The organism is Paracidovorax wautersii (assembly GCF_031453675.1).
Taxonomy (GTDB): domain Bacteria; phylum Pseudomonadota; class Gammaproteobacteria; order Burkholderiales; family Burkholderiaceae_C; genus Paracidovorax.
Window position 1 is genome coordinate 1,171,233 of record NZ_JAVIZX010000001.1, and the last position, 25,899, is coordinate 1,197,131.

The window sequence follows — 25,899 nt, forward strand, 5'->3', positions numbered from 1 at the left end:
AATAGCCGAGCTATTGGCAGCGCACCGCGCCTCGCATCCCATCCCGCCAACGCCACTGCGCGGCCCCAGGGAGATCGTAAACACGTTCTTAGGGCGCGCCGCAGCTCCTTCCTGCTTGCGTCTGGCCACCCGCCTGCGAGCCCGCCTCCACCCCTTGCCGACACCGCCCACCATGTCCTCACGCGATCCCCAACTGCACCCTGCCGGCGCATCGCCCGCAGCCCCGCCGCCATCACCGCTGGCCGTCGCCCAGGCGCTGGCCGACCGGTTCGCCACCACCGCGGCCGAACGCGACGAGCGCGGCGGCACGCCCAAGGCCGAGCGCGATGCGCTGCGCGCCAGCGGCCTGCTGTCGCTGTCCATCCCCGCGGCCCAGGGCGGCCAGGGCGCGGACTGGGCCACCATGCTGCAGACCGTGCGCACCCTGGCCCAGGCCGACAGCTCCGTGGCGCACGTCTACGGTTTCCACCACCTGCTGCTGGCCACGGTCCAGCTGTTCGCACGGCCCGACCAGTGGGTGCCGTGGCTGGAGCAGACGGCGCGCAAGCAGTGGTTCTGGGGCAATGCCCTCAACCCGCTGGACACGCGCACGGCCGTGCGCCGGGTGGACGACTGGTACGACTTCTCGGGCAAGAAGAGCTTCTGCTCGGGCGCGCTGGATTCCGAGATGCTGGTCGCCTCGGGCATCGACGAGCGCACCGGCCAGCTGCTGATCGCCGCCATCCCCACGGCGCGCGCCGGCATCACCCTCAACGGCGACTGGAACTGCATGGGCCAGCGCCAGACCGACAGCGGCAGCGCCCTGTTCGAGAACGTGCGGGTGGAGGCGGGCGAGCTGCTGCGCGACCCCGGCCCGCTGACCACGCCGCGCTCATCGCTGCGGCCGCTGCTGGCGCAACTGATCTTCGTGCACGTGTTCCTGGGCCTGGCCGAAGGCGCCTTCGCGCAGGCGCGGCACTACACGCTCAACGAGTCACGCCCCTGGTTCCGCTCCGGCGCCGAGCGCGCCAGCGAAGACCCCTACATCCAGTCGCACTACGGCGAATTCTTCGTGGGGCTGGAGAGCGTGCGCCTGCTGGCCGCGCACGCCGCCGCTACGTTCGATGCGGCCTGGAACCAGGGCGACGCGCTGGACGCCGAGGGCCGGGGCCGCGTGGCCGTGGCGGTGGCGACGGCCAAGGTGGCATCGACGCGCGTGGGGCTGGACGTGACCAGCCGGCTCTTCGAGACCACCGGCGCGCGCGCCACGCACGGCGCGCTGCGGCTGGACCGCTTCTGGCGCAACCTGCGCACGCAAACCCTGCACGACCCGGTGGACTACAAGCTGCAGGAGCTGGGCGACTGGGCGCTGCACGGCACGGTGCCGTCGCCGTCGTTCTATTCGTGAGCGCGGTGACGGCCTGGCGACCCACCGCAGCCACCGCACGCCCCACAGCCCGGACACCCCACGACACCATGGCGACCCTTCCCGCATGGCCTGCCGCCCCGGCCCGCGCCACCCCCGCCGCTGCACCCTCTGCTGCGCCGGCCGCCTCGGCCCGCGCGGATGCCGGCCCGGCCTGGATCCTGGAAGACCCGCGCTCGCAGGCGCTGCGGGCCGAGGTCGAACAGGTGGCGCCCAGCGATGCGGGCGTGCTGATCACCGGCGAGAGCGGCACCGGCAAGGAGCTGATCGCGCGCTACCTGCACAGCCGCAGCCCGCGCAGCGCCGCACCCTTCGTGGCCGTGGGCTGCGGCGCATTCTCCGAGGCGCTGGTCGATTCCGAGCTGTTCGGGCATGAGCACGGCGCCTTCCCCGGCGCCTTCGGCGCGCAGCCGGGCTGGTTCGAAGAGGCCCACGGCGGCACCATCTTCCTGGACGAGGTGAACGACCTGCCGCTGGCCGTGCAGAACAAGCTCCTGCGCGTGCTGCAGCAGCGCGAGGTGGTGCGCGTGGGCGGGCGCCAGCCCATTCCCATCGATGTGCGCGTCGTGGCCGCCGCCTCGGTGGACCTGCAGGAACTGGTGCGCCAGCAGCGCTTCCGCAAGGACCTGTACTACCGGCTGAACGTGGTGAGCCTGGAGGTGCACACCCTGCGCGAACGGCCCGGCGACATCGTTCCGCTGGCGCGCCATTTCATCGACGCCTACAGCCGCCGCCTGGGCTACCCGCGCCCGCAGCTCACGCCCGCGGCCGAGCGGGCCCTGCGCCAGTCCGCGTGGCCCGGCAACGTGCGCGAGCTGGAGAACACCATCCACCGCACGCTGCTGCTGGGCGACGGCCGCACGCTGGACGCGGCCGACCTGCGCCTGTCCGGCAGCGGGCGGCCCGCGGCCCCCGCCGAGGCCGATCCCGAGCCGCCCCACGGACCGCCCGCCGGCGCGCTCACGGACGCGGCGAACCCCGCCCTGCCCGGACTGCCGCTGCTGCGCCAAGCCGTGCGCCAGCTGTGCGAGGCGCATGTGCCGGCCCTGCACCAGACGGTGGAGGACGCGCTGCTGCTGGAGGTCTTCCGCTGGTGCCACTACAGCCAGAGCGAAACGGCGCGCGTGCTGTCCCTGAGCCGCAACGTGGTGCGCGCGCGGCTCATCCGCCTGGGCGAGGTGGGCGCGCCGCGGCGCGGCGCCACCGCGCCCGGCGCCGATGCCGCCCCGGCCCCTTCCGCATCACACATCGCATCCGACACCGCTTCCGAAAGCCCCACCCCATGAGCCTTGCCCCCGACATTTTCTGGTTCCTGCCCACCTCCGGCGACACGCGCTACCTGGGCACCTCTGACTTCGGCCGCGCGCCCACCAATGCCTACCTGCGCCAGATCGCCGTCACGTCCGAGCAGCTGGGCTACGACGGCCTGCTCATTCCCACCGGCAGCTCCTGCCTGGACCCGTGGGTCACCGCCGCCAGCCTGGTGCCCGTCACCCAGCGCATCAAGCTGCTGGTGGCCCTGCGCACCTCGCTGGGCCACCCCACCGCATCAGCGCGGCAGGCGGCTTCGCTCGACCAGGCGCTGGGCGCCGGCCGCCTGCTGCTGAACGTGGTGCCCGGCGGCGACGCGACCGAGCTGGCCGCGGACGGCGTGTTCTACAGCCATGACGAACGCTATGCGGCGAGCGATGAGTTCCTCACCATCTGGCGCCGCCTGCTGCAGGGCGAGAAGGTCGACTACGAAGGCCAGCACCTCAAGGTGCAGGGCGCGCAGAACTTCTTCGCGCCGGCCACGCAGCCCTATCCACCGCTGTACTTCGGCGGCTCGTCGCCCGCCGCGCACGACCTGGCGGCGCGCCACGTCGACGCCTACCTGACCTGGGGCGAGCCGCCCGCCGCCGTGGCCGAAAAGATCGCCGACGTGCGCGCGCGCGCCGCCGCCGCAGGCCGCGACCTCGACCGGCACCCGCTGCGCTTCGGCGTGCGCCTGCACGTCATCGTGCGCGAGACCAGCGAAGAAGCCTGGGCCGACGCCGACCGCCTCATCAGCCGCCTGACCGACGACGACATCGCCCGCGCCCAGCAGAACTACGCGCGCATGGATTCGCACGGCCAGCAGCGCATGGCCGCGCTGCACGGCGGCCGGCGCGACCGGCTGGTGGTGGGCCCCAACCTGTGGGCCGGCGTGGGGCTGGTGCGCGGCGGCGCCGGCACCTCGCTGGTGGGCAATGCGCAGGAAGTGGCCGACCGGCTGCAGGAATACGTGGACGTGGGTGTGGACCGCTTCGTGCTGTCGGGCTACCCGCACCTGGAAGAAGCCATCCGCTTCGCGGAACTGGTGTTTCCGCTGCTGCCGGGCAAGCAGGCGGTGACGCTGCGGGACCAGTCACTCACCGGAGGCGCCTTCGACGTGCGGGCCCGCCGGAACGCCCCGGCCCCGGCCGCCGTCCCCACGCCCGTGCCGGAGGCCGTGCGATGAGCGCCGCGCCCCGCAGCACCGCCCCGCGCGTGATCGACATGCGTTGCCGCCCCGCCTACCTGCACGACTTCTTCGGCAAGACGCCCGGCTCGCCCGGCGAGGACCTGGCGCGCTGGCTGAACCGGCGTGTGGGCACGCGCGGTGACGACGCGCACTTCATCCGCTCGCGCACGCCTGACGGCTTTCTGGCCGAGGTGCGGGGCGCCGGCCTGGCGCACGCCGTGGTGGTCGGCCGGCACACGCCCGGCCAGCACCTGCCCAACGACACCATCCACGCCATCGTGCAAGGCCACGCTGAACTCATCGGCATCGGCGCCGTGGACCCGGTGCTGCAGGGCGAGGCCGACGCGCTGGCCGAGGTGGAGCGCGCCGTGAAAACGCTGGGTCTGGCCGGCATCGACCTGGAGCCGGGCTTTGGCGCGCCCCCGCGCCATCCGGACGATGCGGCGTACTTCCCCGTCTACGACCTGGCGCAGCAGCTCGGCGTGCCGGTGTTCCTGATGACCGGGCCGACCTCGCCCGATCTGCGCTTCAACGACCCGGCGCCCGTGGCCCGCGTGGCGCAGGCCTTTCCGCGCCTGCCCATCGTGGCGTACCACGGCTGGTGGCCGAACGTGCAGCAGGCCATCGGCCTGGCCTTCCGCTACGACAACGTGTTGGGCGTGTCATCCACCAATGCCCCCACGCGAAAGCCATCCAGGCGGTGCAGTGCTAGGCGCCCTGAGTGCCGTGTAGCACCGCTACACAAGCGAAGGGCAACGACGCAATGTGCCGCCTGGCTGGCTTTCCCTTCGGGCTGGCCCCGCACTGCGGCGTCTGCTTTGTCGCACGATTTGCCAATAGCTCGCTATTGGCTGCGTCGCGCTTCGCGCATCCATCCGCATTGCGGGGCCAGCGCGCGGGGGTATTGATGGATGGCACGCCCTGGCCCGATATGTACCTGTTCCAGCCCGGCAGCGCGGCCTATGTGGACGCGGCCAACGGCTTTCTGGGCGACCAGCTGCTGTTCGGCTCGTCGTACCCCTTCCGGCCCATCGGCCAGTCCATCGACGACGCGCTGGCGCTGGGCCTGCGCGAGAGCGTGATCGACCGCGTGCTCTATGGCAATGCGGCGCGGCTGCTGGGCTTAGGCGGCGCCTAGCCGTCAACCCCTCGGTTATTTACGGGCCCAATCGGCCTCTAGCGCTTGATCTACAAGCGCCAACAGCTATATCTTCAATAGCAAAGGCCGCCCGCTTCAGAAGGTCTCCCAGTCATCGTCCGAGCGGGACGCCGGCTTGACCGCGGGCGGAGGCGCCGCAGGCCGAGGGGCTGCCGCCGGGGCGGACGCCGCCTTGGCCGGCAGCGGCGCGGCGATGGCGGGTGCTGCCGGCGCTGCGGCGGCGGCCCGGGGCATGGCCTTCGGGGCCGGCGCAGGTGCCGTCGCCGTTGCCGGCTTGCGCACGGGCGCCGCACGGTGGGGCGCGGCCACCGGCGCGGCCGGTGCGGCCAGGCCCTGGCTGTCGGCCGCCGCCACGCGGAACTGCGACACGGCCTGCTGCAGCTGCTTGGCCTGGGCGTCCAGCGACGACGCGGCCGCGGCCGCCTGCTCGACCAGCGCGGCGTTCTGCTGCGTGGCCTGGTCCATCTGCGCCACCGCCTGGTTCACCTGGTCGATGCCTGACGACTGCTCCTGCGAGGCGGCGGAGATCTCGCCCATGATGTCCGTCACGCGCTGCACCGAGGCCACGATCTCGCGCATGGTGGCGCCCGCGCGCTCGACCTGCTCGGAGCCGGCGTTCACCTTGCCCACCGAGTCGCCGATCAGATCCTTGATCTCCTTGGCCGCCGAGGCGGAGCGCTGCGCCAGCGCCCGCACTTCGCTCGCCACCACGGCGAAGCCACGGCCCTGCTCGCCGGCGCGGGCGGCTTCCACGGCTGCGTTCAGCGCCAGGATGTTGGTCTGGAAGGCGATGGAATCGATGACGTTGACGATCTCGGCGATCTTCTTGGAGCTGCCCGAGATGGCCTGCATGGTCACCACCACGTCCTGCACCACGGCGCCGCCGCGCTGCGCCACGTCCATGCTGCCGGCGGCCAGCTGGTTGGCCTGGCGGGCGCTGTCGGCGTTCTGCTTCACCGTGGACGACAGCTCTTCCATGCTGGCCGCGGTTTCCTCCAGCGAGGCCGCCTGCTGTTCGGTGCGGCCGCTCAGATCGGAATTGCCCAGCGCGATCTCCTGCGCACCGGTGTTGATCTCCTGCACGCCCTGGCGCACCTGCACCACCATGCGCACCAGGCCGTCCTGCATCTTGCGCAGCGAGGCCAGCAGCCGGCCGATCTCGTTGCCCGAGGACACCTCCACCCGCTGCGTCAGGTCGCCTTCGGCCACGCGCTCCAGCAGGGCGCCGGCGTCCCGCAAGGGGTGCAGGATCTGGCGGTTGATGAACACCCAGCAGCCGATGGCCAGCCCCAGGCCGAGCAGCACCAGCACGCCGGCCACGTTCTGCGACACGCGCTGCAGCTGCAGCGTCTGCTGGTACAGGCCCTCGTCGCGCGCCTCGGCCGAATCGAACAGCCCCTTCATCAGCGACTCGATCTCGGCCAGCAGCTTGTTGCGCTGGTCCACGATCTCCTTGGCGCTGTAATCGGCGCCATCGGCCTCGGCCAGGCTCTTGCTGCCGCGGCGCACCAGGCCGTCGTAAGCCTTGAAGGCCGTCAGCATGGCCTGCGCGGACTGGCGGTCCTGCGTGTACTCGGCCGGCATCTCGCGCACCACCTTCTCCAGGATGGCCTGGGCGTCGGTCATGGCCTTGTCGGCGCGGTCGGTCTGACCGCGGATGCTGGGCTTGGCATCGCCCCGCAGCAGGTTGCGGTGGCCCACGGCCAGCGCCACGCGATTGTCCCACATGCGGATCTCGGCCTGCTTGAGCGTCAGCATGATCTGGCTGAACTGGCGCTGGCTCTCGAAGGCCTCCACGCCGGAACGGGTGCCCGTCCAACCCACCCCGATGGCGACCAACAAGGCGCCGGTGAAGAACGCCAGCACCAGCAGCAGGCCGGCACGGACGGAAATATTGCGGAACATGTCTCTCTCCCTCTCTGGGTATGAACGATGCGGCAGCCGGGCGGCCCGCCGCCACAGCCCTCCGCCGGCCCGGCCCGCGGTGCGCTGCAATGGCCGGACTTCCTACAACGCACGGCCGGCAACACGGTGCACCATTTGGTTGCATTTTTCCTGCAAATCCACGGCATCGAAATAAAACAAACGTTTGATTGATCGTGCTTTAATCCGCCGCGATGCCCGACTTTCCACCCGATTCCGCGCCCGTGCCCGTGCCCGCGTCCGTCCCGTCCGCTGCGCCGGCCGACAAGGACCCGCCTGCCCGCACACGCCTGCTGCTGGCGGCGCTGCGCCTGTTCGCGCAGCAGGGCTACGCCAAAACGTCCATCCGCGCCATCGCCCAGGCGGCGCAGGTGAACGTGGCGGCCATCAGCTACTACTTCGGGGACAAGGCCGCCCTGTACGCCGCCCTGTTCACCGAGCCCGCCGGCAACATGCAGGACCTGATGCCCCAGGTCACCCAGCCCGGGCTGGACCTGCGCGAGGCCCTGCGCCGGTACTACCACGGCACCCTCGCACCGCTGCAGGACGGCGAGCTGGCGCGCCTGCTGGTGCAACTGCACATCCGCGAGATGCTGGACCGCACCGACCAATGGGAACGCGAACTGGAGCGGGACGTGCGCCAGCCCCACCAGGCCATGCTGGACCTGCTGTGCCGCCACATGGGGGTAGCGCAGCCGGACGCCGACATGCACCGCCTGACGCTCACCGTGACCGGCCTGGCCTTCCAGCTGTGGGCGCTGCAGGAGGCGATCGATGCCGTGCAGCCCCAACTCCTGGCCACGCCGCAGGCCGTGGACGCCTGGGCCGGCCGCATGACCGAATACGCGCTGGCGATGATCGAGACGGAGCAGCGCCTGCGCCAGAGCCCGGCCCCGGACCGTCGCGATGCCGCCCCCGCCACCCCCGCGCCCACCCCTTTGGCCAAGCCCTCCCGCCCCTCGACATGAACGCAGCCCCTTCCCTGTCTCCATCTGCCGCCCGGCGCCGGCCGGCACCGCGCGCCCTGGTGGCCGCCCTCGCCCTGCCCCTGCTGCTGTCCGCCTGCGCCGTGCAGCGCCCCCCGGCGCACGTGGCCGCTGCAGCGCCGGCGGGCTGGCAGGCGCCGCTGCCGCACCACGGCAGCGTGGGCGACCTGGCCCGCTGGTGGGAGCGCCAGCAAGACCCGCTGCTGGTGGAGCTGATCGAGGCGGGGCAGGCCGTGAGCCCCAGCGTCGCCCAGTCGGCCACGCGGCTGGCCCAGGCGCGCCAGGCCCGCGTGAATGCCCGCGCGGCCCTGCTGCCCACGCTGGACGGCCAGGGCAACCTGAGCCGCGGCTTCAACGAGAACGCCGGCGGCATCGCCACCACAGGGCAGATCGGCCTGCAGTCCAGCTGGGAGATCGACCTGTTCGGCGGCAACGCCGCGGCCAGCGACGCCGCCCGCGAGCGCCTGGCCGGGGCGCAGGCGCAGTGGCACGAGGCGCGCGTCTCGGTGGCGGCCGAGGTGGCGCAGCAGTACAGCAGCTGGCGCCACTGCGCGCAGCAGCTGGCAGTGGCCGAGTCGGACGCCCGTTCGCGCGGCGAGACGGCGCGCCTGTCGGGCGAGAGCGAACGCGCCGGCTTCACCGCGCCCGCTACCGCCGCCCTGGCCGATGCCAGCTTCTCCGAAGGCAAGGTGCGCGCGGCCCAGCAGCGCATGCAGTGCGAGGTGGATCTCAAGACCCTGGTGGCGCTCACCGGGCTGGACGAGCCCGCGCTGCGCGCGCGCCTGGCCGCTGCGGGGCCGCTGCAGCCCGCGCCCGATGCGCTGTTCACCATCGACAGCCTGCCGGCGCAGGTGCTGGCCCAGCGGCCCGATGTGTACGCGGCCGAGCGCGAGGTGGCCGCCGCCAGCGCCGACGTGGGCACCGCCCAGGCGCAGCGCTACCCGCGCCTCACGCTCGGCGGCTCCATCGGCCGCGGGCAGGTGCGCACGCGCGGCACCAGCGTGACCAGCAACGTCTGGTCCATCGGCCCGCTGGCGCTGAGCGTGCCGCTGTTCGACGGCGGGCAGCGCGCCGCCCAGGTGGACACGGCCCGCGCCCAGTACGACGAGGCCGCGCAGGTCTACCGCGCCACCGTGCGGCAGGCCGTGAGCGAGGTCGAGCAGGCGCTGGTGCGTCTGGCCAGCACCGCCGAGCGCAGCGGCGACGCCCAGCGCGCCGCCGCCGGCTACCGCCAGTCGTTCGAGGCCACGCAGGCCCGCTGGCGCGCCGGCCTGGCCAGCCTGGTGGAGCTGGAGGACGCCCGCCGCGCGCAGCTGGCGTCCGAGACCGCGCTGGTCACGCTGCAGCAGGAGCGCATGGCCGCCTGGATCGCGCTGTACCGCGCGGCCGGCGGCGGCTGGGATGCGCAACAGCCACCGCCGCCACCGCCGCAGGCGCTGGCCACAGGCACCGATGCAGCCCCACGCTGAACACCTGGCCCGCAGCCTTCACCGATTCGATTGACCGACAGACTGACCGACCGCATGACCGGAGCTTCCATGCAGCGTATGCCTTCCCCTTCCGCCCTTCTGGCCGTTGCGGCCCTGTGCGTGCTGGCCACCGCCGGCGCCCTGCTGCTGCCGTCCACCACCCGCGCCGCGGGCGATGACGCCAAGGCGCAGGCCCCGCGACCGGCCCTGGCCGTGACGGCCACCCAGCCCACGCGCTCGGCCATCGACCTGCGCCTGCCGGCCAACGGCAACATCGCCGCCTGGCAGGAGGCCGTCATCGGCGCCGAGAGCAACGGCCTGCGCCTGACCGAGGTGCGCGTGAACGTGGGCGACGTGGTGCGCGCCGGCCAGGTGCTGGCCACCTTCGCGCCCGAGACGGTGCAGGCCGATGTGGCGCAGTCGCGCGCCAGCCTGCTGGAAGCCCAGGCCAACGCCGCCGAAGCCGCCGCCAACGCCGACCGCGCCCGCACGCTCACGCAGTCCGGCGCGTTGAGCCAGCAGCAGATCCAGCAGTACGCCACGGCCTCGCAGACCGCCCAGGCGCGGGTGGAGGCGGCGCAGGCGGCCCTCAATGCGCAGCGGCTGCGGCTGCGCCACACGCAGGTGGTGGCGCCGGACGCGGGCGTGATCTCGTCGCGCACGGCCACGGTGGGCGCCGTGGTGGGCGCCGGCGCCGAGCTGTTCCGCATGGTGCGCAAGGGCCGCCTGGAATGGCGCGCCGAAGTCACGTCCACCGAGCTGCCGCGCATCCGCCCCGGCACCAAGGTGCGCGTGACGGCGGCCAGCGGCGCGCAGGTGGACGGCACCGTGCGCATGGTCGCGCCCACCGTGGACCCGCAGACGCGCAACGCCCTCGTCTACGTGGATTTGCCGGGCTTGCTGCCCGAGCCGCCGCCGGGCCGCCCCAAGGCGGCGAGCGCCCCCCTGGGGGGCAGCGAACCACGCGCAGCGGGGAGCGTGGGGGCGGTGCTGCCGGGCATGTTCGCGCGCGGCGATTTCCTGCTGGGCGCGCGCGACGCGCTCAGCGTGCCGCAGACCGCCGTGGTGGTGCGCGACGGCTTCAGCAGCGTGTTCGAGATCGGCGAAGGCAACCGCGTGGTGATGCGCCGCGTGCAGACCGGCCAGCGCGTGGGCGACCGGGTGGAGATCGCCTCGGGCTTGCAGCCCGGCGTGCAGATCGTGGAGCGCGGTGGCGCGTTCCTGAACGACGGCGATCTGGTGCGCGTGCAGGCCGCCGCGCCCGCAGGTTCAGCATCCAATCCGGCGCCAGCGCAATCAGCACCTGCGCAGCCAGCTACCAAATAAGGAGCAAGCCATGACTTGCACCCCCGCCCTGACCGCAAGGACCGCGCCATGAATTTGTCCGCCTGGTCCATCCGCAACCCCATTCCGGCGGCCATGCTGTTCGTGCTGCTCACGCTGGCCGGCCTGCTGTCGTTCCGCGCCATGAAGGTGCAGAACTTCCCCGACATGGATCTGCCGGTGGTGATGGTCACCGCCGCACTGCCCGGCGCCGCGCCGGGGCAGCTCGAATCCGACGTGGCGCGCAAGATCGAGAACGCCATCGCCACCACGCAGGGGCTCAAGCACATCACCACCACGCTGGTGGACGGCACGGCCACCATCGCGGCCGAGTTCCAGCTGGAAAAACCCGTGCAGGAAGCCGTGGACGACGTGCGCTCGGCCGTGAGCCGCGTGCGCGCCGACATGCCGGCCGACCTGCGCGACCCGATCATCGCCAAGCTGGAGCTGTCGTCGCAGCCCATCCTGGCTTTCGCCATTGCCTCCGACCGCATGGACGACGAGTCGCTGTCGTGGTTCGTGGACGACACGCTCACCCGCCGCCTGCTGGCCGTGCAGGGCGTGGGCGCGGTAAGCCGCGTGGGCGGCGTGCAGCGCGAGGTGCGCGTGGCGCTCGACCCGCTCAAGCTCCAGGCGCTCAACGCCACCGCGTCCGACGTGTCGCGCCAGCTGCGCGCCATCCAGGTCGAGAACGCGGGCGGCCGCGCCGACCTGGGGGGCACCGAACAGCCCCTGCGCACCATCGCCACCGTGCAGACCGCGCAGGAGCTGGCCGCCATGGACATCGCCCTGTCCGACGGCCGGCACATCCGCCTGGACCAGGTCGCCACCGTGAGCGACACCGTGGCCGAGCAGCGCACGGGCGCGCTGCTGGACGGCAAGCCGGTGATCGGCTTCGAGGTGTCGCGCAGCCGGGGCGCCAGCGAGGTGGACGTGGGCGCCGGCGTGCAGCGCGCGCTCGACGCCCTGCTGGCCGAGCACCCCGACCTGAAGCTCACGCGCACCTTCGACTTCGTGCGCATCGCGCAGGACGAGTACGACAGCTCCATGCGCCTGCTGTACGAAGGCGCCATCCTGGCCGTGGTGGTGGTGTGGCTGTTCCTGCGCAACTGGCGGGCCACCATCGTCTCGGCGGTGGCGCTGCCGCTGTCGGTCATTCCGGCCTTCATCGGCATGCACCTGCTGGGCTTTTCCATCAACATCATCACGCTGCTGGCGCTGTCGCTGGTAGTGGGCATCCTGGTGGACGACGCCATCGTGGAAGTGGAGAACATCGTGCGCCACCTGCGCATGGGCAAGAGCCCGTACCAGGCGGCGATGGAAGCGGCCGACGAGATCGGCCTGGCCGTGATCGCCACCACCTTCACGCTGATCGCCGTGTTCCTGCCCACCGCTTTCATGAGCGGCATTGCGGGACGCTTCTTCAAGCAGTTCGGCTGGACGGCGGCGCTGGCGGTGTTCGCCTCGCTGGTGGTGGCGCGGCTGCTCACGCCCATGATGGCGGCCTACATCATGAAGCCGCTGGTGGGCCAGGAGAAGGAGCCGCGCTGGCTGGCGCAGTACATGCGCGCCTCCGCCTGGTGCCTGAAGCACCGGGTGCTGACGCTGGCGGGGGCCTTCGTGTTCTTCATCGCGTCGCTAGCGCTGATTCCGCTGCTGCCCTCGGGCTTCATTCCGGCGGACGACAACGAGCAGACCCAGGTCACGCTGGAGCTGCCACCCGGCACCCGCTTGGCCGAGACGAAGGCCGTGGTGGCGCAGGCGGCCGAGCGGCTGCGCAGCGTGGGCCATATCGAGAGCATCTACACGGCCATCGGCGGCGGGGCCTCCGGCGCCGACCCGTTTGCGGGCTCCAGCAGCGGCGACCCGCGCAAGGCCACGATGACGCTGCGGCTGGGCGCGCGCGGCGAGCGCCCGCTCAAGCAGGCCATCGAGCAGCAGCTGCGCGCCGCGCTGGAAGACCTGCCCGGCGTGCGCGTGAAGATCGGCCTGGGCGGATCGAACGACAAGTACGTGCTGGCGCTGGCCAGCGAAGACCCGCAGGCCCTGGCCACGGCGGCCCGCGCTGTGGAACGCGACATCCGCACCATTCCCGGCATCGGCGGCGTGAGCTCCACCGCCAGCCTGGTGCGCCCCGAGATCGCCGTGCGGCCGGACTTCGCCCGCGCCGCCGACCTGGGCGTGACCAGCAACGCCATCGCCGAGACGCTGCGCGTGGCCACCGTCGGCGACTACGACCAGTACCTGCCCAAGCTCAACCTGGCGCAGCGGCAGGTGCCCATCGTCGTGCGCCTGAACGACACGGCCCGCCAGGACCTGTCGGTGCTGGAGCGCCTGGCCGTGCCCGGCGCCAAGGGGCCGGTGCGTCTGGGCGAGGTCGCCACGCTGGAAGTGGCCGGCGGCCCGGCCGTCATCAGCCGCTATGACCGCTCGCGCAACGTCAACTTCGAGATCGAGCTGGGCGCGCGGGGCCTGGGCGAGGTGACCGAGGCGGTGAAGCACCTGCCCGCCGTGCGCGGCCTGCCCGCCAGCGTGCGCCTGATCGACGTGGGCGATGCCGAGATGATGGGCGAGCTGTTCGCCAGCTTCGGCCTGGCGATGCTGACCGGCGTGGTCTGCATCTATATCGTGCTGGTGCTGCTGTTCAAGGACTTCCTGCAGCCGGTGACCATCCTGATGGCGCTGCCGCTGTCGCTCGGCGGCGCCTTCGTGGGGCTGCTGATCGCGGGCAAGAGCTTCTCGATGCCGTCGCTCATCGGGCTGATCATGCTGATGGGCATCGCCACCAAGAACTCCATCCTGCTGGTCGAATACGCCATCGTTGCGCGCCGCGACCACGGCATGAGCCGCTGGGACGCGCTGCTGGACGCCTGCCACAAGCGCGCGCGCCCCATCATCATGACCACGCTGGCCATGGGCGCCGGCATGATGCCCATCGCCCTGGCGCTGGGCAGCGCGGACATGAGCTTCCGCTCCCCGATGGCGGTGGCGGTGATCGGCGGGCTGATCACCTCCACCATCCTCAGCTTGCTGGTGGTGCCCGCCGTGTTCACCTATGTGGACGACTTCGAGCAGTGGTTCCAGCGCAAGGTGATGCGGCGCAAGCCGGCGGCCCCGCCACCCGCTGGCGCAGCAGGCGATACGCCGGCCTGACGGGAGATTGAAGCCTTTTCGGCCTCTGGCGCTTATTAGACAAGCGCATACAGCTATACTTATAATAGCAAAAGGCAGCGCGGGGCGGACATTGGGCACCCCGCCGGTCTGCTGAACAGCCGGGGTTTGCACGGGTTCGTGCAGGCTTCGGCGGGGTGCATGGCGCACGATAATCGCGCACCACCATGAACCTCGTCGCGCTGAACATCGACTCCATCCCGCTGGGCCAGCCCCTGCCCTTCATCCTGCGGGGCGAGGACGGCACGCTGCTGGCGAACAAGGGGTTCGTGATCCGCAATCGCGAGGAACTCAGCGCCGTGGTGGCCCGGGGCCGCGGCCTGTGCGTGGACACCGACGAGTCGGGCGACAGCCACCGTGCCTACCTGGCGCAGCTGCAGAAGATGCTGCTGTCGGACTCGTCCCTGGGGCAGATCGCCTCCATGAAGATCAGCGCCGGCGCGCAGGCCCAGCGCACGGACGACGCCCGCCCCTTCCCCGACTGGCCCGAACTGCAGCTGCGCACCACGCAGCTGCTGCGCGCCCCGCAGGCGAGCGACTTCCTGGACCGCTTCCATGCGCTGCACGACGAGCTGGCCCGCTGGACCGCCCAGGCACCTGACGCCACGTTGCTCGCGCTGATCTACCTGTCGGCCCAGGAAACGCAGATGTACAGCGCCACGCATGCCCTGCTCGTGGGCTGCGTGACCATGCTCAGCGCACGCGAGACCCTGCGCTGGCCCGAAGAGCGCGTGCAGCGCACCGGGCTGGCCGCGCTGTCGATGAACATCGCCATGACGGCGCTGCAGGACCAACTGGCGCTGCAGACGCAGCCGCTCACGGCCGAGCAGATGCACGCCATCGAAACGCACGCCGACCGCTCCGAGGCGCTGCTGCGCCAGCTCGGCGTGACCGACGCCAGCTGGCTGGAGGCCGTGCGCAGCCACCACCACCGCCAGCCCGGCCCGCTGGCGGGCCGCAGCGAAGGTTTGCAGATGGCGCGGCTGATCCAGCGCGCCGACATCTTCGGCGCCCGCATGGCGCCCCGCGCCACGCGCCATCCCATGGCCGTTACGGCGGCCATGCAGGCGAGCTATTACGACGAAGAGCAGCGCGTGGACGAAGCCGGCGCCGCGCTGGTCAAGACCGTGGGCGTGTACCCGCCCGGCGCCTTCGTGCGGCTGGCCAGCCAGGAAGTCGGCGTCGTCCTGCGCCGCGGCAGCAGCGCCACCACGCCGCGCGTGGCCGTGGTGCTCAACCGCAGCGGCATGGCCACGGGCGAACCCATCCCCCGCGACACCGCCCAGCCGCAGTGGAAGATCGCCGCCCCTGTGGCCCAGCGCGAGGTGCGCGCACAGTTCCCCCTGCAGCGCCTGTTGACGCTGGTCTGAGGGGCCGCCAGCGGCCCCGCCGCACACGTGAACCGACGGTCGCAGCGCCGCTTTCGCGCAACGAAGTGAAACCCCCGTTGCCAGCCACAGCATCACCGGCAGCGGTGCGCCGTCACCCGAAGCATGGTGCAATCCGCCGCACCACCGCTCTCAAGGACCGCCCATGCGCCGCCGCCTCTGCCTGCCCGCTCTGCTGACCGCCAGCCTGCTGGCCGCCCTGCCCGCTGCCGCGGCCGACGGCGCCGCGGGCCCCGCCCCCGCCTCTGCGGGCTGCCCCGCCCTGCTGAATCACAGTTTCGAGCGCCTGCAGGACGAAGCCCCCCAGTCGCTGTGCCAGTACCGCGGCAAGGTGCTGCTGGTCGTCAACACCGCCAGCTACTGCGGCTTCACCGGCCAATACAAGGGCCTGGAGGCGCTGTATGCCAAGTACCGCGACCAGGGCCTGGTGGTGCTGGGCTTCCCGTCCAACGACTTCGCGCAGGAAACCGGCAGTAACACCCAGATCGCCGACTTCTGCGAAAACACGTTCGGTGTGAAGTTTCCGATGTTCTCCAAGAGCCAGGTGCGCGGAAGCGGAGCCTCGGCGTTCTACCGGCAACTGGCCGAGCAGGGCGGACAGGCGCCGCGCTGGAACTTCCACAAGTACGTGGTGGGCCGCAGCGGCACCGTGGTCGGCAGCTTCGGCAGTTCGGTCGACCCGCAGAGCAAGCCGGTGGTCGACGCCATCGAGCGGCAATTGGCCGCCAAGCCCTGAATCGCCGGGCGCTTAGCACCCTTAGCTGACAATTAATTTACAATTTTGCGAATGGGGCTTGGAACTTCGGCAACAAGCCCCACTCTATTGGTGAAGGTTGCAGAAATACAACCACCCGTTTACTGTTGCGAAGCCTTTTGGATCGTTCGATTCAACTGAAACCCTGAAGCGCTTCTCCTCCCTCCCTCTCTTATTTCGTTTCGGGACGCTTCGCAACTTTTTTATGCCGCAAAAAAAGCGCCTTCTGCCACAGCAGACGGCGCTTTTTTCTTGGGTGACGCCCGGCTGCGGGCGGGCGCGCGAAGATCAGCGGGGAGCGGTCTCGGCGAAACTCGGGCGCTGCATCAGCTTGTCGAGCAGGCGCGCCAGGTTCGGGTGCTCGGCACGCCAGGCGATCTGCGGAAAGCGGAACTCCAGCCAGCCGAGCGCGCAGCCCACGGCGATGTCGGACAGGCTCAGGTGGATGCCGCTGCAAAAGGGCTTGTCGCCCAGGCCCTGCCCCATGGCCTTGAGGCTGGCCTGCACCTTGGCCATCTGGCGGTCGATCCAGGCCTGGCTGCGCTCGCCGTCGTGGCGGCCGGCCCAGGTCGCCTCCAGGCGGGCCAGGATGGCGGCGTCCATCAGGCCATCGGCCAGGGCTTCCCAGGTCTTGACCTCGGCGCGCTCGCGGCCCTGCTGCGGGATCAGCTTGCCCACGGGCGAGAGCGTGTCGAGGTACTCGACGATCACGCGCGAATCGAACACGGCCTCGCCGCCTTCCATCACCAGGCAGGGCACCTTGCCCAGCGGGTTGGAGACGCTGATGCCCGTATCCGCCGACCACACGTCCTCCTCCTGGAACCGGTAGTCCAGCTTCTTTTCGGCCATCACGACGCGCACCTTGCGGACGTAGGGGCTGGCAGAGGATCCGATGAGTTTCATGGTGTCGATTTCCGGAAAGCGGGGGGCAAGGCAATGGGGGCCGCCGATTCTAGGCGGTGTCCGGCACCGCCCGCCCGGCAGGCCTGCGGAGGCCCCACGCACCTACAATCGCGCACCATGAGCCTGTCCACGATCACCGCCCTCTCCCCCCTCGACGGCCGCTACGCCGCCAAACTGTCCGCCCTGCGCCCCATCATGAGCGAGCACGGCTACATGCACCGCCGCGTGCAGGTGGAAGTGGCCTGGTTCATCGCCCTGTCGGACGCCGGCTTTGGCGAGTTCAAGCCCCTGACAACCGGCGCCCGCGCCTACCTGCTCGGCCTGGTGAAGAACTTCTCCGAAGCGGACTCGCAGGCCATCAAGGACATCGAGAAGACCACCAACCACGACGTGAAGGCGGTTGAGTACTGGATCAAGTCCAAGTTCGAGGCCCGGCCCGAACTGGAAAAGGCCGCCGAGTTCGTGCACTTCGCCTGCACCAGCGAGGACATCAACAACACCAGCCATGCGCTGCAGCTGCGCTCGGGCCGCGACCAGGTCATCCTGCCCGGCCTGGACCGTGTCGTGCTCAAGCTGCGCGAGATGGCCCATGCCTATGCCGACGTGCCCATGCTGAGCCGCACGCACGGCCAGACCGCCAGCCCCACCACCGTGGGCAAGGAACTGGCCAACGTGGTCGTGCGCCTGCAGGCCGCCTGCGAGCGCATCGCCGCCGTGAAGATCCTGGGCAAGATGAACGGCGCCGTGGGCAACTACAACGCCCACCTGTCCGCCTGGCCCGACTTCGACTGGGAAGCCTTCAGCAAGAAGGTCGTCGAGACGCCCGAGCCGCTGGGCCTGGGCCTGACCTTCCAGCCGTACTCGATCCAGATCGAGCCGCACGACTACATGGCCGAGCTGTTCGACGCCATCGCCCGCGCCAACACCATCCTGGTCGACCTGTCGCGCGACATCTGGGGCTATGTGTCACTGGGCTACTTCAAGCAGCGCCTGAAGGCCGGCGAGATCGGCTCGTCCACGATGCCGCACAAGGTCAACCCGATCGACTTCGAGAACGCCGAAGGCAACCTGGGCCTGGCCAACGCCCTGCTGCGCCATCTGTCCGAGAAGCTGCCCGTCAGCCGCTGGCAGCGCGACCTGACCGACAGCACGGTGCTGCGCAACATCGGCGTGGCCATGGGCTACGCCGCCCTGGCCTACACCTCGCTGATGACCGGCCTGAACAAGCTGGAGCTGAACGAAGAGGCGCTGGCCGATGACCTGAACGCCAGCTGGGAAGTGCTGGCCGAGCCGATCCAGACCGTCATGCGCCGCTACGGCGTTCAGGGCGCCTACGAGAAGCTCAAGGAAGTCACCCGCGGCAAGACGGTGACGGCCGAGGCGCTGCACGCGCTGATCAACGGCCTGGAAATTCCCCAGGCCGACAAGGACCGCCTGCTGGCCATGACACCCGGCAGCTACACCGGCAAGGCCGCCGAACTCGCCAAGCGGGTCTGACGCCACCTTTTGAACCCAAATAGCTGCCAGCGCTTGATGGACAAGCGCTGGCAGCTATTGTTTATTGAGCACCGCATGGCTATCAAGTCCACCATCTTCAAGGCGAACCTCGCCATCGCCGACATCGACCACGGCTACTACGCCGACCACGCGCTCACCCTGGCCCGCCATCCCAGCGAGACCGACGAACGCATGATGGTCCGCCTGGCCGCGCTGGCGCTCAACGCCTGGCAGCTGCAGGCCGTGTGCCAGGGCGACGGCACGCTAGCCTTTGGCGCGGGCCTGTCCGACCCGGACGATCCGGACGTCTCGCTGACCGACTTCACCGGCCGCAAGCGCGTCTGGATCGAAGTGGGCCAGCCCGAAGACAAGCCGCTCGCCAAGGCGTCGTCCAAGGCCGACGCGGTGCTGGTCTACTGCTTCCACCATGCCGCCGAAGTCTGGTGGAAGGGCATCGAAAACAAGCTCACCCGGCAGGACAAGCTGCAGGTCTGGCGCATTCCGTCGCCGGCATCGCAGGAGCTGGCAGCGCTGGCCGAGCGCAGCATGCAGCTGCAGGCCACGGTGCAGGAGGGCGGCCTCACGCTCAGCAGCAACCTGGGCAGCGTGCACGTGGAGCCGGTGCGCTGGAAGTGAGCGCGCGCGGCGCACGGTGACGACCGCGGGAGCGGTGGCCACCCGCGATGCGGTCAGCGCGCCGCCGCAATGCGGGCGCACCCCAGCACGGACCGGTACGCAACGCCTCTATAAAGACAGGACATTCGGGCCAGGCCGCGTGCGGATCGCGCGGCCGCCCGGCCCCAGGCGACACAGCCGGCACACGGCACCTTCAATCTGGCAGGTTCCGGAAAACCACATTCGTCCACGAGAGGGAGCGATGGCGATGCGATACGGCCAACGACGGACAGCGAACCATCCGGGCAGGCACGGCGCCCGCCCGTCTCCGAGCGCCTGGCTGGGCGTTCTCGGCGGCCTGTGCTGGGTCACGTCACAGGCGCACGCGGCCGGCGGACACCATGCGGTCGACGACGCCGCCATCCTGGCGCCGGGCCAGTGCGAGATGGAAGTCTGGGCCGACCGGGAACGCCACGGCAGCCGCACCTTGTTCCACGCGGGGCCGGCCTGCCGGGTCGGCCCGGTCGAAGTCGGCCTGAATGCCGACCGCTTTCACGAGACCGGCGCAGGCTCCGCCACGTTCGCCGGCCCCCAGGTGAAGTGGGCCCACGCGGTGACGGACACCGTCGGCGTGGGCGTGCTGGCGGCCACGGGGTGGCGAGACCGCTCGCCCCGCGTCCGCAGCAGCCTGTGGCTGATCGCCGGGACCTGGCAGGCGCACGAGAACCTCGCCGTCCACGTGAACCTGGGCAAGGATTTCCACCGCGGCGGCGAGAGGCCCGATACACGCCGCGCCGGCGCGGCGGTGGAATGGGCGGCCACGCCCGCGTGGTCCTTCGTGGCCGAGCGCTTCCGCGAGAGCGACACGAATCTGTGGCGCCTGGGAGCCCGCTATGCGCTGAGCGAGGGCACCAGCCTGGACCTGAGCCAGGCGCGGGGCCTGCACGGCGGTGCGCCGCCGTGGTGGACGCTGGGCGTCACCTGGGCCTTCGACCGCTGACAGGCCCCCTCGCACGCGCGGTCCCGGGCCGCGTCCTGCCGAGCCGGTAAGTGGGCAAACAGACAGACAGGCAGCAGACGCGCATCCGCCTGCCCGGCCGGCGGTTCACGCTCGCGGCATGAGCGCGCCGCAGTGCCAGCACTGCTCGAAGCCGCCCTCGACCGTTTCGCCGCACACACAATGCCATCGGCGCTGCGGCAGGTTCTGCAAGGCCTGCAGCAGATCGCGGGCTCGGTCGGCGTGCTCGTCGTACTCCAGCCAGATCTCGGGCAGGCACTGGTCCGGCGGCAGGTGGCCGGCTGCCGCGTTGAGATACTGCCGCTGCACCGACGCGGGCATGCCGGCCTCGCGCAGCAGATCGCTCCACAGCGTGGCGATGGCGATGTTGGGAGCCTGGGTCAGACGCAGCATGGGCAAACCTTCGGCACACCATAGCCGCTGGCGGCGGGCCCGTAAAGCAGCGGCGTCCGCGCCGCAGCGCCCTGCGCGGTGTGGCCGCCCCGGTCAGTGGCCGGTGGGCAGCGCAGGAAGACGGGCGGCGACGGCAGCGCCCTGCGGGCCCTCCGCGGCGCGTTCGGCATAGCGGTTGAAGCGCCAGGCCGTGCCCTCCAGCGTGATGCGCCGCCACACCCCGCGCTTCTCGGCGGGCGACATCGCCAGCCAGTGCTGGACCTCGGCGAAGCTGCGGCCGCAGCCCTTGCACTGCTCGTCGCCCTGGCTGGTGGAGCAGATGGCGATGCAGGGCGTGTCAGGCGTGGTCTGGTACCAATCGTGCCAGGCCTCCAGCGCGGCTGCGGGCAACGCGCCATCGTCGATCGCCTCGTGGCGGCGGAAGACCATCAACGCATACACCTCCGCCAGCGCGAGCAGCGGCGGGCACAAGGCCCCTCCGTTGCTGGAGGGCGTGCGGGCGCGCCAATGGTTGATGGCGGCTTCGATGTCGGTGATGTGGATGGAGGCCATGGCGCGGGAAAGGGGGCCGATCATACCGGCGCAGCGGGCGCCGGGAGATCCCGCTACCCGGCACCCCTCCTGCCGCAATCGCTTCTGATTTCATAGCTAAGTGCGCTTGCCTATCAAGGGCTGGGAGCACTTTTCTTCACGGACCCACTCCTGCACGCCCCGTAACAGCTTGCTTCGCGCTTCGCCGCTGTGTTCCAATGCGGGCTTCGAAGGGGAGTAGCTCCCAACCTGGAGGGTTCTGATCTACATCAGGGCCCGCCCAGGCTTGTCGGTTCTGTCGTCAATACGAAGCGCATGCTTCCGGCAGCCCGGGTCTGCATGCGCGCACTGGCGCGCCGGACCGAGCAAGACCTTTGATGGGCCCCTGCGGGGCTGATCAAGGCCGACCCTCCCTTTCGACGCACCGCGCTCAGCGGGCGGGCAGCCCGATCTCTCCGTAGTAGTCCCTCTCGGTTGGAGAGGCTCGTCGCCACAGGGCGCCGAGCCTCTTCGTTTGGTCACTGATATTGAGGAATTTATGGAATTTTTGACTTCGCCCGAATTCTGGGTGGCGCTGGGTCAGATCATCATCATCGACATCCTGCTGGGTGGCGACAACGCGGTGGTGATCGCCCTGGCATGCCGCAAGCTGCCGCCCGCGCAGCGCCGCAAGGGCATCATCTGGGGCACCGCCGGTGCCATCATCCTGCGTGTGATCCTCATCGCCTTCGCGATGACGCTGCTGAGTCTGCCGTTCCTCAAGCTCGTGGGTGCGGTACTGCTGATCTGGATCGGTGTGAAGCTGCTGGCACCTGACGAAGAAGGCCATGGCGACGTGCAGGGCAGCGACAAGCTGCTGGCCGCCATCAAGACCATCATCGTGGCCGACCTGGTGATGAGCGTGGACAACGTGATCGCCATCGCCGGCGCTGCGCAGAACGCGGGCGAGCACTCGCTGCTGCTGGTGGTTCTGGGCCTGCTGATCTCCATCCCGATCATCGTCTGGGGCAGCCAGCTGGTCATCAAGCTGATGGAGCGCTTCCCGCTCATCATCACGTTCGGCGGCATGCTGCTGGGCTGGATCGCCGGCGGCATGCTGGTGACCGATCCCGCGTTCACGAACCCCGCCATCGTGGACTGGATGCCCAAGTGGGGCAGCGTGGACGAGAAGGGCCTGCCGGTCATCTCCGACACCCTGTACTGGGCCTCGCACATCGTGGGCGCCCTGCTGGTGCTGGGCTTAGGCAAGCTGGTGCTCGCGCGCCGCAAGTCCAGCCAGCCTGTGGCCCACGGTTGATCGGAACGCAGCGGGATGGGCGGGCGACCGCCTTCCCGCTTCCTCCCCTGCCGGGCGGCCCACGCAGGCGCCCCGGCAGGACCACGGAACTCCCCGGCGCGGCCGGCCTCCCATAGCAAGCCCTGCCACCCTCAAGGAAGCCCCATGGACAAAGTCATCGTGTACGTGGACGACGCAGCCCATGCGCGCCAGATCCTCCAGCCGCTCGCGGCGCAGGCCGCTGGTGCGGCCCCCACCCACTGGATCCTGGTGGCCTGCGCTCCGCGCATGACCCACCGCATCAGCAAATGGGTGAGCCACAGCGCCCGCGAGAACTGGCGCGCCAAGTGGGCGGAGAAGCTGTTCGCCCAGGTGCTCCCCTGGCTGGAGGCATCGGGCGCCCCGGTGACCACGGTGCTGGCCAAAGGTCCCCTCCCCGACCTGCTCGCCCAGCTGCAGGCCGAACATGGCGGCGTGGGCCAGGTGGTGGACGCGCGCCGGCCCAAGCAGGACCAGGAGCAGGCTGCGCCTGCCCCGGTCCTGGCGGCGGCACCCGTCATCGTCAAGAAGCCGCCCCGCCGCTGGTCGCTGCCAGGGACGCTCGCCAGCGTGCTGGGCGCGATGTTCCTTCTGGCAGCCGACTAAAGACGACAGGTCCAAGCCGCAGCCGAGCGGGCGGGAGCGCCCGCATTTCTCCGTCCAGCCGTACGCCCTACCGCAGCGTGCGGGAAGGCGGTCCGGCTGTTGCGCTTTGGAGGCGCGAAACGCGAGCTCGCGGTTCAGAGCCCTCCGGTGACGGCCCCTGCGCACCTGTCTCTTGCCGCCTAAAGGATGTTCGGTTTGCGGCCGGCGACGGCGCCAATGCCTGACGGCTCGAGCCGTCGGGGCGCCGGAATCGCTAGATCACGCCGGCCACCGAGCTTTCCTGTACGCAGGCCGAGTCCTTGCACGCGCGGCGGCGCGGCACAAGCCCGCGGTGCTATCCTTTCCGGCATGCGACTCCTACTCAAATGGCTCCTGAGCGCGGCAGCCCTGCTGTTCGTGGCGTACATCTACTCCGGCGTGGAGGTGAAGAGCTTCACCTCGGCCTTGGTAGCGGCGTTCATCATCGGCCTGTTCAACGTGGTGCTGCGCCCCGTGCTGGTCGTGCTCACGCTGCCGGTGACCATCGTGACGCTCGGACTGTTCCTCTTCGTCATCAACGCGCTCATGTTCTGGGCGGCCGCGTCCGTCCTGGGCGACGGGTTTCAGGTGCGCGGCTTCGGCGCGGCGTTGATCGGATCGCTCATCTATTCGGTGCTCGGCATCCTCATCGAATCAGCGCTCGGCGGCCTGTTCCTTAAGAAGTGACTCCACGGTGCGCAGGCGCGTATCGATGATCGACGCCTCGATGTAGTCGGCCCCGGCCGCCCCGCTGCGTCGCGCCAGGTCCTGCCCCGCCTTGAAGCGATCCACCGCAGCGGCATAGTCGTAGCGCGCCACCTGGACCTCGGCTTCCGCACGCACGGCCCGCAGCGGCTGCTTTTGCTGCTGCCATACGGCCGCCAGCAATTGCCAGGCGCCTGCGTCCCGCGGGTGGGTGGCCACCCAGGACTGCAGCGGGCCCGCCATCTCGCCCGCCTGCCCCTTGCGCAGGAGGGCCTGCGTACGCAGCACCATCTCCGGCCGCGGCATGCGCGCCGCGCCCGCTCCACCGCCCATCACCGCCGCAACGTCCAGAGGGGCCTTTGCTTCCGCCGCGGGCGTTGACGCCGGCAGGCTCTGCAGCGCGGCGTCCGCCTGGCCCGCAGCCAGTTCAATCTCGGCCGCCAGCAACTGCGCTTGCCGCACCGCCGGCGCATTGCCCTGCACCGCCTCCTGCAGGCCAGGCAGCGCCGCGCGGGCATCGGCAAAGTCCTGCAACTGCAGTGCACTGAGCGCCGCCGCATACCAGCCCGCCGCCCGGCGCGCAGCGGGCTGCGCCGCAAAGCCGGCACCCCCGCGGCTCAGCCACCCACTGCCGCCAGACATCCACCCCGGGACGCATCAGCACCCGGGCGCGCGCCGCCATCATGGCGTGGTCCAGCGTCGGCCCGGGCGCGGCCGCGGCACCCGAAGGAATGCGCGAATGCATGTCCGCGATGCGCTGCGTGGTCAGCGGATGGCTGCGCAGATAGGGCCAGCTGCCGTTGTCGTTGATCCGGTTGGCCTGCTGCAGCTTGTCGAACATGCTGACAAAGCCCTGCGGCGCAAACCCGGCCGGACTCATCAGGCCGTAGCCAATCCGGTCCGCCTCCCGCTCCATGTCGCGCGAGAAATTCAGCTGGTTCTGCACCGCCAGCGCCTGGCCCCCCATGATCATCGCTTGGCCTGCATCCGGGCTCTTGCTGGCGGCCAGTGCGCCCAAGACCATGGCGCCCAGCATCAACGGCGTCTGCCGCCCCTGCTGCGCCATCAGGCGGGAGATGTGCCGCTGCGTCACATGGCTCAACTCATGCGCCAGCACTGATGCCAGCTCATCGCGCGTGGTCACCACGCCGATCAACCCCAGATGCACACCGAAGTAACCGCCCGGCAGGGCAAACGCGTTCACCGTACGGTCGCGGCCCAGCAGGATCTCCCAGGCGAAGCGCTCGTCCAGTTCGGCCGACAGTTCCCCACGCTCACGCGCCGTCTTCACCAGCGGCAGGAAGATGCTCTGCACATACTCGTTGAGGATCGCGTCGTCGATGTAATCCGGATCGCGGTACAGCTGGCGGATGATGCGGTCGCCCAGCCGGCGCTCTTCGCTGGTGGTGATGTCGGAGCCGTCGCCCAGGGTGGGGAGACTGACCTGGGCGCGTGCGTTAAGAGCCCCACCGAGCCCAACAGCTATAAAAACAGAAGCAACCAGCGCTCTAACAATAAGCGCCAGAGCCTTTTTTTGCTCCGATGGCACGCGACGTCTCCCCCGTGGCCAGAGGGCTTGCCACCGCGACAGCCCCGCGCACGAACCCGTATGATGCCCTGACCCCTTGAATGTTTCGTGCAGGCGGGCCACCCGTTTGCCCTCATCCCATGAGCGACTCTTCCTCCTCCTCATCTTCTTCCGCAGCCTCCGGCTCGCCACTGACCCATTTCGATGCCCAAGGCCAAGCCCACATGGTCGACGTCGGGGCCAAGCCAGCGACGCACCGCGTCGCCATTGCCAGCGGCCGGATCGAAATGCAACCGGAAACGCTGGAACTCATCGCTTCCGGAACCGCTAAGAAAGGTGATGTCCTCGGTATTGCCCGTATCGCGGGGATCATGGCGGCAAAAAAGACGAGTGATTTGATTCCACTCTGCCATCCGCTCGCGTTGACGCGCGTGGCTGTGGAGTTTCAACTGAAGCCTGGCGAATCACCCTCTGTGCATTGCACTGCTACGGTTGAAACGGTGGGGCCGACGGGGGTCGAAATGGAAGCACTGACGGCAGTGCAGATCGCACTGCTCACGGTCTACGACATGTGCAAGGCGGTAGACCGTGAAATGTTGATTACCGACGTTCTGGTAAGAGAAAAACGCGGTGGGAAGAGCGGAGATTTCGCCGCGCGGATTTGATGGTGGGTTGGTAAATATTTCGTGAGAGTGCCGAATCGCCGGGCC

Annotated in this window: 22 protein-coding genes and 1 pseudogene; 18 read left to right on the plus strand and 5 right to left on the minus strand. The window is 70.2% G+C overall.

Features of this window, described 5'->3' with window-relative positions; translation table 11 throughout:
* The first annotated feature begins 172 nt into the window (after nucleotides 1-172).
* The 5 genes from QE399_RS05455 (at nucleotide 173) to QE399_RS05475 (ending at nucleotide 5,025) form a co-directional block, all read left to right on the plus strand.
* Nucleotides 173-1,387: an acyl-CoA dehydrogenase family protein gene (locus QE399_RS05455; protein WP_309826881.1), complete on the plus strand. Its 1,215-nt coding sequence runs from the start codon at nucleotides 173-175 to the stop codon at nucleotides 1,385-1,387.
* A 68-nt stretch (nucleotides 1,388-1,455) separates the two neighbouring features.
* Nucleotides 1,456-2,691 (plus strand): sigma-54 interaction domain-containing protein, encoded by a 1,236-nt coding sequence (locus QE399_RS05460; RefSeq protein ID WP_309826883.1) that lies wholly within the window; start codon nucleotides 1,456-1,458, stop codon nucleotides 2,689-2,691.
* Nucleotides 2,688-3,884: an FMNH2-dependent alkanesulfonate monooxygenase gene (gene ssuD, locus QE399_RS05465; RefSeq protein WP_309826885.1), complete on the plus strand. Its 1,197-nt coding sequence runs from the start codon at nucleotides 2,688-2,690 to the stop codon at nucleotides 3,882-3,884. The genes QE399_RS05460 and ssuD overlap by 4 nt, the downstream gene beginning before the upstream one ends.
* Nucleotides 3,881-4,795: an amidohydrolase family protein gene (locus QE399_RS05470; RefSeq protein WP_309826886.1), complete on the plus strand. Its 915-nt coding sequence runs from the start codon at nucleotides 3,881-3,883 to the stop codon at nucleotides 4,793-4,795. The genes ssuD and QE399_RS05470 overlap by 4 nt, the downstream gene beginning before the upstream one ends.
* Nucleotides 4,795-5,025, plus strand: coding sequence for an amidohydrolase family protein (locus tag QE399_RS05475; RefSeq protein WP_309826888.1), 231 nt, complete (start codon nucleotides 4,795-4,797; stop codon nucleotides 5,023-5,025). The genes QE399_RS05470 and QE399_RS05475 overlap by 1 nt, the downstream gene beginning before the upstream one ends.
* 96 nt (nucleotides 5,026-5,121) lie before the next feature.
* On the opposite strand, the gene QE399_RS05480 is transcribed toward QE399_RS05475, so the two are convergent.
* A complete protein-coding gene (locus tag QE399_RS05480) occupies nucleotides 5,122-6,951 on the minus strand; it encodes a methyl-accepting chemotaxis protein (protein WP_309826890.1) in 1,830 nt (609 codons plus the stop codon).
* A 212-nt stretch (nucleotides 6,952-7,163) separates the two neighbouring features.
* Between QE399_RS05480 and QE399_RS05485 the strand changes: the two genes are divergently transcribed.
* The 6 genes from QE399_RS05485 (at nucleotide 7,164) to QE399_RS05510 (ending at nucleotide 16,042) form a co-directional block, all read left to right on the plus strand.
* A complete protein-coding gene (locus QE399_RS05485; protein WP_309826891.1) occupies nucleotides 7,164-7,937 on the plus strand; it encodes a CerR family C-terminal domain-containing protein in 774 nt (257 codons plus the stop codon).
* Complete coding sequence (locus QE399_RS05490; protein WP_309826893.1) at nucleotides 7,934-9,424, plus strand: efflux transporter outer membrane subunit; 1,491 nt, start codon at nucleotides 7,934-7,936, stop codon at nucleotides 9,422-9,424. The genes QE399_RS05485 and QE399_RS05490 overlap by 4 nt, the downstream gene beginning before the upstream one ends.
* 54 nt (nucleotides 9,425-9,478) lie before the next feature.
* Nucleotides 9,479-10,750, plus strand: coding sequence for an efflux RND transporter periplasmic adaptor subunit (locus tag QE399_RS05495; RefSeq protein ID WP_405043244.1), 1,272 nt, complete (start codon nucleotides 9,479-9,481; stop codon nucleotides 10,748-10,750).
* A gap of 48 nt (nucleotides 10,751-10,798) precedes the next feature.
* Nucleotides 10,799-13,900: an efflux RND transporter permease subunit gene (locus QE399_RS05500; RefSeq protein WP_309826894.1), complete on the plus strand. Its 3,102-nt coding sequence runs from the start codon at nucleotides 10,799-10,801 to the stop codon at nucleotides 13,898-13,900.
* A 185-nt stretch (nucleotides 13,901-14,085) separates the two neighbouring features.
* Nucleotides 14,086-15,288: an HD-GYP domain-containing protein gene (locus QE399_RS05505; protein WP_309826896.1), complete on the plus strand. Its 1,203-nt coding sequence runs from the start codon at nucleotides 14,086-14,088 to the stop codon at nucleotides 15,286-15,288.
* Between the two features lie 163 nt (nucleotides 15,289-15,451).
* Nucleotides 15,452-16,042 (plus strand): glutathione peroxidase, encoded by a 591-nt coding sequence (locus tag QE399_RS05510; RefSeq protein WP_309826898.1) that lies wholly within the window; start codon nucleotides 15,452-15,454, stop codon nucleotides 16,040-16,042.
* Between the two features lie 306 nt (nucleotides 16,043-16,348).
* Here QE399_RS05510 and QE399_RS05515 read toward each other — a convergent pair whose 3' ends face one another.
* The gene (locus QE399_RS05515) at nucleotides 16,349-16,963 is read right to left on the minus strand and encodes a glutathione S-transferase C-terminal domain-containing protein (protein ID WP_309826899.1); all 615 of its coding nucleotides are present in this window, start codon (nucleotides 16,961-16,963) and stop codon (nucleotides 16,349-16,351) included.
* A gap of 117 nt (nucleotides 16,964-17,080) precedes the next feature.
* Here QE399_RS05515 and purB point away from each other — a divergent pair, with 117 nt between their 5' ends.
* The 3 genes from purB (at nucleotide 17,081) to QE399_RS05530 (ending at nucleotide 20,075) form a co-directional block, all read left to right on the plus strand.
* Complete coding sequence (purB, locus tag QE399_RS05520) at nucleotides 17,081-18,460, plus strand: adenylosuccinate lyase (protein WP_309826901.1); 1,380 nt, start codon at nucleotides 17,081-17,083, stop codon at nucleotides 18,458-18,460.
* A gap of 75 nt (nucleotides 18,461-18,535) precedes the next feature.
* Nucleotides 18,536-19,096, plus strand: coding sequence for a YaeQ family protein (locus QE399_RS05525; protein WP_309826903.1), 561 nt, complete (start codon nucleotides 18,536-18,538; stop codon nucleotides 19,094-19,096).
* A 241-nt stretch (nucleotides 19,097-19,337) separates the two neighbouring features.
* The gene (locus QE399_RS05530) at nucleotides 19,338-20,075 is read left to right on the plus strand and encodes a hypothetical protein (protein ID WP_309826905.1); all 738 of its coding nucleotides are present in this window, start codon (nucleotides 19,338-19,340) and stop codon (nucleotides 20,073-20,075) included.
* Nucleotides 20,076-20,180: 105 nt separating this feature from the next.
* Here QE399_RS05530 and QE399_RS05535 read toward each other — a convergent pair whose 3' ends face one another.
* Together QE399_RS05535 and QE399_RS05540 are read right to left on the minus strand one after the other, a co-directional pair.
* Entirely contained in the window at nucleotides 20,181-20,486 is a 306-nt protein-coding gene (locus QE399_RS05535; protein ID WP_309826907.1) for a putative signal transducing protein, read from the minus strand.
* 93 nt (nucleotides 20,487-20,579) lie between these two features.
* Nucleotides 20,580-21,038: a DUF3717 domain-containing protein gene (locus QE399_RS05540; RefSeq protein ID WP_309826909.1), complete on the minus strand. Its 459-nt coding sequence runs from the start codon at nucleotides 21,036-21,038 to the stop codon at nucleotides 20,580-20,582.
* Between the two features lie 517 nt (nucleotides 21,039-21,555).
* Here QE399_RS05540 and QE399_RS05545 point away from each other — a divergent pair.
* From QE399_RS05545 to QE399_RS05555, 3 genes are all read left to right on the plus strand, one after another.
* On the plus strand, nucleotides 21,556-22,314 hold the full coding sequence (locus QE399_RS05545) for a TerC family protein (RefSeq protein WP_309826910.1): 759 nt from the start codon (nucleotides 21,556-21,558) through the stop codon (nucleotides 22,312-22,314).
* A gap of 144 nt (nucleotides 22,315-22,458) precedes the next feature.
* A complete protein-coding gene (locus QE399_RS05550; RefSeq protein WP_309826911.1) occupies nucleotides 22,459-22,938 on the plus strand; it encodes a hypothetical protein in 480 nt (159 codons plus the stop codon).
* 348 nt (nucleotides 22,939-23,286) lie between these two features.
* The gene (locus QE399_RS05555) at nucleotides 23,287-23,643 is read left to right on the plus strand and encodes a phage holin family protein (protein WP_309826913.1); all 357 of its coding nucleotides are present in this window, start codon (nucleotides 23,287-23,289) and stop codon (nucleotides 23,641-23,643) included.
* Here QE399_RS05555 and QE399_RS05560 read toward each other — a convergent pair.
* Nucleotides 23,611-25,177 (minus strand): annotated as a pseudogene (locus QE399_RS05560) (M48 family metalloprotease). The gene QE399_RS05555 and the pseudogene QE399_RS05560 overlap by 33 nt on opposite strands.
* A gap of 152 nt (nucleotides 25,178-25,329) precedes the next feature.
* On the opposite strand from QE399_RS05560, the gene moaC reads away from it, so the two are divergent.
* On the plus strand, nucleotides 25,330-25,854 hold the full coding sequence (gene moaC / locus QE399_RS05565; RefSeq protein ID WP_309826915.1) for a cyclic pyranopterin monophosphate synthase MoaC: 525 nt from the start codon (nucleotides 25,330-25,332) through the stop codon (nucleotides 25,852-25,854).
* The last annotated feature ends 45 nt before the right edge of the window (nucleotides 25,855-25,899 follow it).